Annotated in this window: 11 protein-coding genes, 1 tRNA gene and 1 pseudogene; 3 read left to right on the top strand and 10 right to left on the bottom strand. The window is 69.3% G+C overall.

Going from position 1 to position 11,492, the window contains the following annotated elements:
• Positions 1 to 84: 84 nt before the first annotated feature.
• From ABT041_RS01050 to ABT041_RS01075, 7 genes and pseudogenes are all read right to left on the bottom strand, one after another.
• Positions 85 to 426, bottom strand: a complete 342-nt coding sequence (locus ABT041_RS01050; RefSeq protein WP_351176907.1) for a MerR family transcriptional regulator — start codon at positions 424 to 426, stop codon at positions 85 to 87.
• A gap of 312 nt (positions 427 to 738) precedes the next feature.
• Positions 739 to 852, bottom strand: a pseudogene (locus tag ABT041_RS38975) (SCO5918 family protein); the annotation flags it as partial.
• Positions 853 to 990: 138 nt separating this feature from the next.
• Positions 991 to 2,499, bottom strand: a complete 1,509-nt coding sequence (locus tag ABT041_RS01055) for a DEAD/DEAH box helicase (protein ID WP_351176910.1) — start codon at positions 2,497 to 2,499, stop codon at positions 991 to 993.
• 251 nt (positions 2,500 to 2,750) lie between these two features.
• The gene (locus tag ABT041_RS01060) at positions 2,751 to 2,954 is read right to left on the bottom strand and encodes a cold-shock protein (RefSeq protein ID WP_351176913.1); all 204 of its coding nucleotides are present in this window, start codon (positions 2,952 to 2,954) and stop codon (positions 2,751 to 2,753) included.
• Positions 2,955 to 3,332: 378 nt separating this feature from the next.
• On the bottom strand, positions 3,333 to 3,893 hold the full coding sequence (locus ABT041_RS01065; RefSeq protein WP_502976333.1) for a contact-dependent growth inhibition system immunity protein: 561 nt from the start codon (positions 3,891 to 3,893) through the stop codon (positions 3,333 to 3,335).
• 89 nt (positions 3,894 to 3,982) lie between these two features.
• Positions 3,983 to 4,981, bottom strand: coding sequence for a quinone oxidoreductase family protein (locus tag ABT041_RS01070; RefSeq protein WP_351176916.1), 999 nt, complete (start codon positions 4,979 to 4,981; stop codon positions 3,983 to 3,985).
• A 147-nt stretch (positions 4,982 to 5,128) separates the two neighbouring features.
• A tRNA-Gly gene (locus ABT041_RS01075) sits at positions 5,129 to 5,199 on the bottom strand.
• A gap of 414 nt (positions 5,200 to 5,613) precedes the next feature.
• On the opposite strand from ABT041_RS01075, the gene dcd reads away from it, so the two are divergent.
• Positions 5,614 to 6,189: a dCTP deaminase gene (gene dcd, locus ABT041_RS01080; RefSeq protein WP_030690788.1), complete on the top strand. Its 576-nt coding sequence runs from the start codon at positions 5,614 to 5,616 to the stop codon at positions 6,187 to 6,189.
• 13 nt (positions 6,190 to 6,202) lie between these two features.
• The gene (locus tag ABT041_RS01085; RefSeq protein WP_351176919.1) at positions 6,203 to 6,700 is read left to right on the top strand and encodes a phosphoribosyltransferase; all 498 of its coding nucleotides are present in this window, start codon (positions 6,203 to 6,205) and stop codon (positions 6,698 to 6,700) included.
• Between the two features lie 60 nt (positions 6,701 to 6,760).
• Here the strand turns inward: ABT041_RS01085 and ABT041_RS01090 are convergent, their stop codons facing one another.
• A complete protein-coding gene (locus ABT041_RS01090) occupies positions 6,761 to 7,594 on the bottom strand; it encodes a Yip1 family protein (protein ID WP_351176922.1) in 834 nt (277 codons plus the stop codon).
• A gap of 203 nt (positions 7,595 to 7,797) precedes the next feature.
• On the opposite strand from ABT041_RS01090, the gene ABT041_RS01095 reads away from it, so the two are divergent.
• A complete protein-coding gene (locus tag ABT041_RS01095; protein WP_351176925.1) occupies positions 7,798 to 8,472 on the top strand; it encodes a hypothetical protein in 675 nt (224 codons plus the stop codon).
• Positions 8,473 to 8,528: 56 nt separating this feature from the next.
• On the opposite strand, the gene ABT041_RS01100 is transcribed toward ABT041_RS01095, so the two are convergent.
• Together ABT041_RS01100 and ABT041_RS01105 are read right to left on the bottom strand one after the other, a co-directional pair.
• The gene (locus tag ABT041_RS01100; RefSeq protein WP_351176928.1) at positions 8,529 to 10,787 is read right to left on the bottom strand and encodes a (Fe-S)-binding protein; all 2,259 of its coding nucleotides are present in this window, start codon (positions 10,785 to 10,787) and stop codon (positions 8,529 to 8,531) included.
• A gap of 126 nt (positions 10,788 to 10,913) precedes the next feature.
• Positions 10,914 to 11,393, bottom strand: coding sequence for a sugar transferase (locus ABT041_RS01105; protein ID WP_351176931.1), 480 nt, complete (start codon positions 11,391 to 11,393; stop codon positions 10,914 to 10,916).
• Between the last annotated feature and the right edge of the window lie 99 nt (positions 11,394 to 11,492).

Genomic DNA, 11,492 nt, shown 5'->3' on the forward strand with positions numbered 1-11,492 from the left:
GGGGAGAGAGGGAACGTTCGTGGCCCGCTGCTCGTCGCACGGCGTCTCGTGTGACGCCGTGCGCGTCGATCGCCCGGAACCGCTTCAGTCGGCAGTGGGGTGACCGGTCTGCTGAGTCGCCGCGCGGCGGTACTCGGCGTTGATGCGCTGGGCTTCTTCGAGCTGGTCTTCCAGGACGATGATGCGACAGGCGGCCTCGATGGGGGTGCCCTGGTCGACGAGTTCGCGGGCGCGGGCGGCGATGCGCAGCTGGTAGCGGGAGTAGCGGCGGTGGCCGCCCTCGGAGCGCAGCGGGGTGATCAGGCGTGCTCCTCCGATGGCACGGAGGAAGCTCTGCGTGGTGCCGATCATTTCGGCGGCCCGGCCCATCGTGTAGGCGGGGTAGTCGTCGTCGTCGAGACGGTCGTACGAGTCGTCTGCTGTCATTTGCACCTCTCCGCGCAACGCGTTGAGGGGCCCTGGTGCCGTACGGCACCAGGGCCCCGAAGGAACTACTACACCATCTGCCGGCCCCGATATTGCGCCGGCCTTCTGTGTCCGACGCCCCGAGCTGTCCGCCCAGGCCCTGCGTACGGAAGGCCGCCGGGCAGCACTTCGCCCCGCCGGATGACCGGCGGGGCGAAGTCGAGTCCCGGGGAGTGTGCCGACGGCGCCGGCCCGGCCTTCCTGGCCGTTCGGGTGTCGGCTCGCGTCCGTCCGTATGGGGGACCAGGCCCCCGTCGAGGCGCCGAGCAGCGCGGAGGCGTGCGGAAGAGGGCCGGAGGCGGGGCTCGGCGGGGGCGTCGGGGGAACGCGGCGGCAGGTGAAACCGGGCTTGGTCAGGGCCCGGAGGACCTCGTCGGCGGTGAAGTCGCGGCGGTCCTGGGGGGGATGACGCTGTCGGTCACGGTCCTGGCCGCGGGGAGGGCGGGGGTCGGACGGGGCTGGGTCTGGACCGGTGTCACCACGTGCCTCCTGAGGGGATGGTTCGGCTTCCGGATCACGTGGTGGTCAGGCCGCCGTGTCGGCGGAACGCCGTGTGCCGGCGCGCCGCGGCGCCGGGGCGGAACGGCGCCGACCGCGGGAGGCCGCGTCCCGCTTGCGCTGTTCGACGGGCGGCGCGGTGATCGTCACGGGGATCCCGGACGGGGTCCGCGCGCCGGTGATCCGGGCGAGTGCCTCCTCGCCCGACTGGACCCGGGTGGTCTCGGGCACGATGCCGGCGGTCGCCATGAGGCGGGTCATGGCGCGGCGCTGGCCGGCGGTGACCAGGGTGACGACGCTGCCGGACTCGCCGGCCCGGGCGGTGCGGCCGCCGCGGTGGAGGTAGTCCTTGTGGTCGGTCGGCGGATCCACGTTGACGACGAGGTCGAGGTGGTCGACGTGGATGCCGCGTGCGGCGACGTTCGTCGCGACCAGGACGGTGATGTGCCCGGTCCTGAACTGGGAGAGGGTACGGGTGCGTTGGGGCTGCGACTTCCCGCCGTGCAGGGCGGCGGCCCGGACACCGCAGGCGAGGAGGGCTTCGGTGAGACGGTCCACTGCGTGCTTGGTGTCCAGGAACATGATCACCCGGCCCTCGCGCGCCGCGATCTCGGTCGTCAGCCGGTGCTTGTCGGCATCGCGCACATGGAGGACGTGGTGCTCCATCGTGGTGACCGCGCCCCGGGAGGGGTCCACGGAGTGGACGACGGGATCGGTGAGGTAGCGGCGGACGAGGAGGTCGACGTTGCGGTCGAGCGTCGCGGAGAACAGCATGCGCTGGCCCTCGCTGCGGACCTGGTCCAGGAGCGCCGTGACCTGCGGCATGAAGCCCATGTCGGCCATCTGATCGGCCTCGTCCAGGACGGTGATCGAGACCTGGTCCAGCCGGCAGTCACCGCGGTCGATGAGGTCCTTGAGGCGGCCGGGGGTGGCCACGACGACTTCGACGCCCCCGCGCAGCGTGTTCGCCTGGCGGCGGATCGGCATACCGCCGACGACGGTGGCCAGGCGCAGCTTCACGGCGCGGGCGTAGGGCGTGAGGGCGTCGGTGACCTGCTGCGCGAGTTCCCGGGTGGGGACCAGGACGAGCGCCAGCGGCCGGCGGGGCTCGGCGAGCTGTCCCGCGGTGCGGGCGAGCAGGGACAGACCGAAGGCGAGGGTCTTGCCGGAGCCCGTCCGGCCGCGGCCGAGGACGTCACGGCCGGCCAGGGAGTTCGGCAGCGTCGCGCCCTGGATGGGGAACGGCACGGACACACCCTGTGCGGTGAGCGCGGCCAGGAGGCGCCGGTCCAGGGCCAGGTCGGCGAACGTCTCGACGGAGGGCAGCGCCGGGGTGACCGTCTCCGGCAGGGCGAACTCGCCCTGCGGCGGGACGGGCCGCCGACCGCCTCCGCCGAAGCGCCCGGGAGCTCCCGAACGGCTCGGGGCGGACGAACCGAAGTGGCTGCTCCGTCCCGAACCGGCGGCGGAGCCGTACGCGCGGCCGCCGCTGCGGCGGGCTCGGGAGGAACGGCCGTTCGTGCGTGTGGGGTTCATTCAGAACCTTCCTTGATGCGGCGCGTATCGAGGAATTCCGGCCGTGGGCGAGCGGCGTCGGGAATCACGGGCACGGGCCGAATGAAATGCGACCGGCAGGCGGCGCGGCCCAGGGTGGCGAAAAATTTGGGTGCAACCGGGCAGGTGAGGAAATGCGAGAGGCGAGGCGTAAGTGAAAACCCCGCGAAATAGATACAGCTGGGGCCCGCACCCCGAGGGATGCGGGCCCCAGCTACGTGTGACGCGTCGCGTCAGGCGGAGACGATGTTCTCGGCCGTCGGGCCCTTCTGGCCCTGCGCGATGTCGAAGGAGACCTTCTGGCCTTCCTGGAGCTCGCGGAAGCCCTGGCTGGCGATGTTGGAGTAGTGGGCGAACACGTCAGGGCCGCCACCGTCCTGCTCGATGAAGCCGAAACCCTTTTCCGCGTTGAACCACTTCACGGTGCCAGTCGTCATGTCATGTCTCCTTGGGGCAGTACGCCGGAATCCGTACCGTACGGACGCCGTGTCGCCGCGATGATGCCCTGCCCGGAAAATGACCGGTAAATACGAAGCGCTTCCGTGCGGCGTGTGGCCGACGGGAGGCGCCTGAAGTCTGGGTACCAAAACTGCAACTGATTTCGACAGTAGCACGTCGCCGTCGACTGTGCGTGATCGAAATTTCTCCCTGCGTGCCGCCGGTAAAAATTCTCCGAGCGAGGCCCATTAAATCCTCAGCTCGCGAATGCAGGTATTCCTCCGCTCCGGACGAAGCGTTCCGGAGGGGGTTGGTCACGAGGGTGAAGTCCGAGCCGGCCCGCACGGGCGGACAGGGCGGCCGGCGACAGGGCTGAATCAGCCGCCCAGCGTCGTCGCCGGCGACTGGAACCAGGCGCCGTGGGAGAACGGCTCGGGCGGGCCGACCTCCATGCCGAGTTCGGCGGCGGCCAGGGGGAGGGCGAGCAGTTCGTGGAGTTCGCCCACGAGGCGGGCGACCAGCTGGGGGTGGCTGGTGGCGGCGTAGTCGGCGACGGCGGCCTCGTGGTCGGGGAACTCGTCGACGATGTCCTGCGAGAACCAGCCGCCGAGCAGCTGCGCGGTCTCGGGGAAGCGCGCGTGCCACTCCCAGCGCGTCTGCGGGGACGTCGGCTCCGGGACGTCGCCTTCCTCGATGCTCTTCTTCAGGTGGTCGGCCAGCACCGTCAGCCAGCCGCCGATCTCCGACTGGGGCATCCCGGTGTCGGGGATCGCGTAGAACTCGCCCAGCTCCAGCCGGACCCGTCCCGGAGGGTTGCGGCTGTACTCGCGCAGCTGGCGCTCCGCTTCGGCGATGGCCGAGGGGCGGGTGTGCCAGGTGTGGCGGAGGTACGCGTCGAGGGCGCGGCGAGGGTCTCCAGCTTCTCGTTGAGGGTGCAGAGGATGTCCTCCAGCTCCCCGGAAAGACGCTGGAGGGTGGCGAAGTCGACGGTGATCCGGTCTTCGTCCGGCATGCTGCTGATCCCCACCTACGCGGGCCTCCTGGGGGACGCCGCATCGGGTACGACGAGCAGCTTGCCGGTGGTACGCCGAGCCTCCAGATCGCTGTGGGCCCGGGCGGCCTCGGACAATGCGTAGCGGCCCGTCACGGTGACCTCAAGGGCCTTGGAGCGCACCCACTCGAACACATCGGCGGCCCGTCGGAGCAGTTCGGACCGATCGGCGATGTAGTCCCCGAGGCTGGGCCGGATCAGGGTCAGCGAACCGCCGTGGGCGAGCCGGATCGGATCGAACGGAGGCACGGCACCACTTGCCGCGCCGAAGAGCACGAGATGGCCGCGGGCTCGCAGGCTGGCGAGGCTCGCGTCGAAGGTGTGGGCGCCGACGCCGTCGAAGACGACCGGCAGTCCCTGACCGCCGTTGAGCCGCCTCACCTCGGCTGCGAGATCGTCGACGGCGGAGGAGAGGATCACCTCGGCGGCCCCGGCACGCTTCGCCAGCTCGGCCTTCGCCGTGGTCGACGTCGTGCCGATCACCCTGCCGCCGAGATGGGTGATGAGCTGGGTCAGAAGCAGCCCCATGCCACCGGCGGCCGCATGCACGAGCACCGTGTCGCCCGCCTGGACCTGGTAGGCGTCCTTGACGAGATAGTGCGCGGTCATGCCCTGGAGGAGCACGGCGGCGGCTGTCTCGAAGCCGATGTCGTCGGGCAGCGGCACCAGCCGGGAGGAGTCCACGACGGCCCGCTCGGCATACGTGCCGGGAATCTCCACCCAACCGACCCGGTCCCCGACCGCGACGTCAGCGACGCCGGGTCCGACTTCGACGACCGTGCCGGCGCCCTCGGAGCCCGGGGTGAAGGGCAGCGGGAGGCTGTACCGGCCTTCGCGGTGGTAGACGTCGAGGAAGTTGACCCCGGATGCGGCGACCTCCACGACCGCCTCGCCCGGACCCGGCCGCGGGGGGTCCACCTCGGCCTCCCGCAGCACTTCGGGACCGCCCACTTCGTACACCTGAATCGCTCGCATGACCCCTCCGATGATCGACTCGTCCCCCCCACCAACCCCGTTGACGGCGAGCCGATTCCCGGCAAGCGGACCAGCCCGCCGCCACCCCCGCCGAGAGCTGTGGACAACACAGAAGCCCCAGGTCAGTGACCTGGGGCTTCGTAGAAGAGCGGATGACGGGAATCGAACCCGCGCTATAAGCTTGGGAAGCTCATGTTCTACCATTAAACTACATCCGCGCAGCGGCCGGATGATCCGTGCCGCATCGTTGCACACTGTACCCCATGCGCCACTTGAGGCGAAGCTCGCGCGTGGGCGTGTGCGGAGTGCCGCGTGGAGGGCGCCCCCTTCATCCCCTAATGTGGCTGATCGTCCACCACATGTGTAGGGGAAGGGACTTGATGGCTTCGATGGAGCGCACCGTCGTCCGTTGTGCCGAAGGGCATGTGTTCAGTACCGCCTCGTTCCCGCTTCAGCAGCTCGGTGCCGGGCGGATCGGGCCCGGGCGGCTCATTCGCTGTCCGCGGTGTGCGCGGTTGCGGCACGCGGTGCCGGTGGAGGTCGGGCGGCGCTGAGCCGTGAGGTGCGGGGCGCGGGCGGCTGTCGATCGGGGCAGGTCCGCGCCTTCTCCGTATCCTGCGTATCGTGGGGGCGTGCTTCTCTCAGACAAGGACATCCGGGCCGAGATCGATGCCGGACGGGTGCGCATCGACCCGTACGACGAATCCATGGTGCAGCCCTCGAGCATCGACGTGAGGCTTGACCGCTTCTTCCGGGTGTTCGAGAACCACCGCTACCCGCACATCGACCCCGCCGTCGAGCAGCTCGACCTGACGCGTGAGGTCGAGCCGGAGGGCGACGAGGCGTTCATCCTGCACCCGGGCGAGTTCGTGCTCGCCTCGACGTACGAGGTCATCACCCTGCCGGACGACATCGCGTCCCGGCTGGAGGGGAAGAGCTCCCTCGGGCGGCTCGGGCTCGTCACGCACTCGACCGCCGGGTTCATCGACCCCGGTTTCTCGGGGCACGTGACCCTGGAGCTGTCGAACCTCGCCACCCTGCCGATCAAGCTCTGGCCGGGCATGAAGATCGGCCAGCTGTGCATGTTCCGGCTGAGCTCGCCCGCCGAGTTCCCGTACGGGAGCGAGCGGTACGGCTCCCGGTACCAGGGCCAGCGGGGACCGACGGCCTCCCGCTCCTACATGAACTTCCATCGGACCCAGGTGTGAGGCGGTCGCAGGCATGAGTGAAGTACGCGAGAACCTGACGTACGAGGGCTTCGGCACCGCCATCCGCGAGCTGGCGCAGACCATCGCCGACGACGGTTACGAGCCCGACGTCGTGCTCTCGATCGCCCGGGGCGGGGTGTTCGTCGCCGGCGGGCTCGCCTACGCCCTCGACTGCAAGAACATTCACCTGGTGAATGTGGAGTTCTACACGGGTGTCGGGACGACGCTCGAGATGCCCGTCATGCTCGCGCCCGTCCCCAACGCCATCGACTTCAGCGACAAGAAGGTGCTCATCGCCGACGACGTCGCCGACACCGGCAAGACGCTCAAGCTCGTCCACGACTTCTGCGTCGACCACGTCGCCGAGGTCCGCTCCGCCGTCATCTACGAGAAGTCCCACTCCCTCGTGAAGTGCGAGTACGTGTGGAAGAAGACCGACGAGTGGATCAACTTCCCCTGGTCGGTCGAACCGCCCGTCGTGAAGCGCGAGGGCCAGGTTCTCGACGCCTGAGCCCCCCTATACGCGAGAAAGGCCCCCACCGGTTCGGTGGGGGCCTTTTCTCGGTCGTCGTTACAGCATCCCCAGCTTGATCAGGCTCAGCAGCGCCACCAGCTGGATCGCCGACGCTCCCAGCGCCTTCGGCCACGGCAGGTCGTGCGAGCGGCTCACCATCACCGTGAAGAGCGCGCCCGCCGCCAGCCAGGTCGCCCAGCCCAGGACCTGCACCAGACCGTTCTCGCCGCCCAGGAAGAGCGCGAAGACCAGGCGCGGGGCGTCCGTGATCGACATGATCAGCATCGACAGGCCGACCGTGGGCTGCCACGCGCCGTCGCCGCCCAGCTGGCGCGCGAGGGTGTGGGTGACCGCGCCCAGGATCAGACCGCCGAGCACGAAGCCGAGGGCGGTCATCAGGACGTACGGGATCGTGGTGGAGATCGTCGCGTTGAGCGCCTCTTCGCGGGCCTTGTCGAAGCCGAAGATCGCGAGGAGCCCGTAGAGGAACGTGACGATCAGCGCCGGTCCCCACACGGCGTGGTCCCGCATCTGCAGGAACGTGTCCGCCGGGCGGAGCACGATGCCGCTCAGGAGCGCCTTCCACGGCAGCCGCAGACCCGTCGGTACGGGGGCGGGGGCCTGCCCCGGCTGCCCGTACGGGTCGTCGACGCTGAACATCTGGGTGTGGCCCGGGTTGTTCGCCGCCGCCGCGTGCTGCTGGTGCTGCTGCCCGCCGTAGGGATCCCCGAAGTACTCCGGCTCCCCGTACGCCTGCTGCCCCTGCGGCGGCTGCTGCCACTGCTGCTGCGGGTAGGGCGAAGGGGCCGCGTTGTACCCGTACGGCGCCTGCTGCGGTTGTTGTTGCGGGGGGCGGTTGTCCCGGCCGCGTCCGTTCCTGAATCCAGCCACGTCGTCGAACGTACCCGCTTCCGGCATGCGGGCGCTCCCCAGGCCGGGCCTTGCCACTGAGCTGTGACATCCCCTAGGGGTGACGTGGGTCGTGACGCCTTCGTGGGAGAGGCGCGGGGGCGCTGTTACAAATCCGACGTATCACCTCAATGTCGTACTCGTAGCTTCGGAGATGTCAGCGACCCGAGCAAGGAGCTCTTCCGATGCGAGCCACCCGTCGTTCCGTCCGTACCGCCGCCATCGCCACCGGTGCCGCCGCCGCCCTCCTCCTGCCGGCCGCCGGAGCCGCCTTCGCCGCCGATTCCGGCAGTGACCAGGCAGCGAGTGGCCAGGCAGCGAGTGGCCAGGCTGTGAGCGGCCAGGCCGTGAGTGACCAGGCGGGCGGTGACCAGGCCGCGACCGACCAGGCCGGCAGTGACCAGAGCGCGAATGACCAGACCGCCACCGACCAGTCCGTCTTCTGGCGGAACGTCGACCTCGCCGACGGGTCCCTCGCCAAGGTCTACAAGGACGGCCCCGGCCGCTTCTCCGCCGACATCTACGGCGGCGGCTCCCTCGTCGACACCCTCGTGAGCGTCGACGGCAAGCCCGCGTACGGGGAGAACAACGGGCTCCACGTCGTCCTCCGGCCCGACGGCACCGTCTCCTCCTGGCTCGACAAGGCCCCCGCCCCCAAGCCCGCCCCGAAGCCCAAGCCCAAGCCCGCCCCCAAGAAGCAGACCCCCCGCAACACCACCAAGGTCGTCAAGCTGCCGGACGGGCACACCGCCACCTTCTTCGCCGGCAAGGACGGCCGGCCGTACGTCAAGCTCTCCGTCCCCGGCGGCAAGAGCTGGACCTACAACTTCCACGGCACCCTCGTGAGCCAGGTGCGATGAGAGAAGGGCCGCCCCGCGCTTCTCGCGCGGGGCGGCCCTTCTTCACGCAGTCAGGATCAGACCGCCGGCTCCGGCTCCTCGGCCACCGGCTCCTCCTCCGGCTCGACCGGGGTCTTCACCGAGTCCAGGAGCAGCTGCGCCACGTCCACGACCGTGACGGACTCCTTGGCCTTGCCCTCGTTCTTCTTGCCGTTCACGGAGTCCGTGAGCATGACGAGGCAGAACGGGCAGGCGGTGGAGACGATGTCCGGGTTGAGGGACAGGGCCTCGTCGACGCGCTCGTTGTTGATGCGCTTGCCGATCCGCTCCTCCATCCACATCCGCGCGCCACCGGCGCCGCAGCAGAAGCCGCGCTCCTTGTGGCGGTGCATCTCCTGCTGGCGCAGGCCCGGGACGGCGGACATGATCTCGCGCGGCGGCGTGTAGACCTTGTTGTGCCGGCCCAGGTAGCAGGGGTCGTGGTAGGTGATGAGGCCCTCGACCGGGGTCACCGGGATCAGCTTGCCCTCGTCGATGAGGTGCTGGAGCAGCTGGGTGTGGTGGATGACCTCGTACTCGCCGCCGAGCTGCGGGTACTCGTTGGCGATGGTGTTGAAGCAGTGCGGGCAGGTCGAGACGATCTTCTTCGCCGACTTCGGCTTCTTCGTCGACTCGTCCTCGTCGTCCTCGCCGAACGCCATGTTCAGCATCGCGACGTTCTCCTGGCCCAGCTGCTGGAACAGCGGCTCGTTGCCCAGACGGCGCGGGGAGTCGCCGGTGCACTTCTCCTCGCCGCCCATGATCGCGAACTTGACGCCCGCGATGTGGAGCAGCTCGGCGAAGGCCTTGGTGGTCTTCTTGGCGCGGTCCTCCAGGGCGCCGGCGCAGCCGACCCAGTAGAGGTAGTCGACCTCGGTGAGGTCCTCGACGTCCTTGCCGACGATCGGGACCTCGAAGTCGACCTCCTTGGTCCACTCGACGCGCTGCTTCTTGGCCAGGCCCCAGGGGTTGCCCTTCTTCTCCAGGTTCTTGAGCATCGTGCCCGCCTCGGACGGGAACGCGGACTCGATCATCACCTGGTAGCGGCGCATGTCGACGATGTGGTCGATGTGCTCGATGTCGACCGGGCACTGCTCGACGCAGGCGCCGCAGGTGGTGCAGGACCACAGGACGTCGGGGTCGATGACGCCGTTCTCCTCGGCGGTGCCGATGAGGGGGCGCTCGGCCTCGGCCAGGGCGGCCGCCGGGACGTCCTTGAGCTGCTCCTCCGTGGCCTTCTCGTCGCCCTCCATCGTCTTGCCGCCGCCCGCGAGCAGGTACGGCGCCTTGGCGTGCGCGTGGTCGCGCAGCGACATGATGAGGAGCTTCGGGGAGAGCGGCTTGCCGGTGTTCCAGGCGGGGCACTGCGACTGGCAGCGGCCGCACTCGGTGCAGGTGGAGAAGTCGAGGATGCCCTTCCAGGAGAACTGTTCGACCTGGGAGACGCCGAAGACGGCGTCCTCGGCCGGGTCCTCCCAGTCGATCTCCTTGCCGCCGGTGGTCATCGGCTGGAGCGCGCCCAGGGCGGTGGAGCCGTCGGCGTTGCGCTTGAACCAGATGTTCGGGAAGCCGAGGAAGCGGTGCCAGGCGACACCCATGTTGGTGTTGAGGGAGACCGTGATCATCCAGGTGAAGGACGTGACGATCTTGAGCGCCGCGAAGAAGTAGGTGAGGTACTGGATCGTGCTGAGGTCCAGGCCGTCCAGGAGCGCGATCAGCGGGTACGAGGCGAAGAAGCCCAGCTCCCAGCTCGTCACGTGGTGCTGGACGCCTTCGAGCGCGCGGAGCGTCATGATGCAGACGCCGACGATCAGGATGACGGCCTCGACGAAGTACGCCTGGCCGGTCTTGGAGCCGGCGAAGCGGGACTTGCGGCCGGCCCTGGTCGGCTTGCTCAGCTGGCGGATGACGATGAGGGTCACGATGCCCAGGACCGTCATCAGGCCGAGGAACTCGGTGAAGATCTCGTACGGCAGCCAGTCGCCGATGATCGGGATCAGCCAGTCGGCCTGGAAGAGCTGGCCGAAGGCGTTGACGATGGTGAGGAGCAGCGAGAAGAAGCCCACCGCGACGAACCAGTGCGCGAAGCCGACGATGCCCCAGCGGTTCATGCGCGTGTGGCCGAGGAACTCCTTGACCAGCGTGATGGTGCGGGCCTTGGGGTCTCCGGTGCGCGTGCCGGCGGGTACCGGCTGACCCAGCCGCACGAAGCGGTAGATCTGCACGATGGCGCGGCCGAACAGCGCGACGGCCACCACCGTGATGGCGATCGACACGATGATCGCGGCGAGTTGCATGACGGGCTCCTCGGGCGGGCCTACTAAGCGGTAACTTATTGAGTTCCTGCTGAGATTACCCGGTCACGGCGCCGCGCTGTAGCGGCGCTCGCGGTGATATGTGTCGCTCAGGCAAACCTTGCCCTCTCAGGCGAACCTTGCCGCGCGACGCCTGCGTACTGCTGGAAGCGTACGCGCAAGGATCAGCAGATCCATCCCCAGCCAGTGGTGGTCCACATAGTGGAGATCGAGCAGTTCGCGTTCCTCCCACGGCAGGTCCGAGCGACCGCTGATCTGCCACGGTCCGGTCACCCCCGGGCGTACGGAGAGGCGGCGGCGGCCCTCGCCCGCGCACTCGCGGTGCGCCGGGGTCAGCGGGCACGGTCCGACCAGTGACATCCGGCCCGCGATCACGTGCAACAGCAGCGGAAGCGCGGCGAGCGGGCTCTTCGTGCGGAAGGTCAGCATCGTGAACGGCCGCCCCTCGAGGCCGGCCACCGTCCGGCGGCGCAGCACCGCGCCGCTGCCGCCGAGGGAGACGGAGAGGGCGGTGCCGGCGAGCAGGGGTGCGAGGACGAGGAGCAGGAGCGTCCCGGCCGCAACGTCGAACACGCGCTTCGCCGTCATGCGGTCACACCCTCCGGCGGGAATCCTGGCATATGTCCGGACTCTCTCATGCGAACCTGGTCAAAGGGGGGAGCGACGCGCCCTTTGAGTGCCCCACCG

Source organism: Streptomyces sp. NPDC002825 (genome assembly GCF_040295385.1).
Classification (GTDB): Bacteria; Actinomycetota; Actinomycetes; order Streptomycetales; family Streptomycetaceae; genus Streptomyces.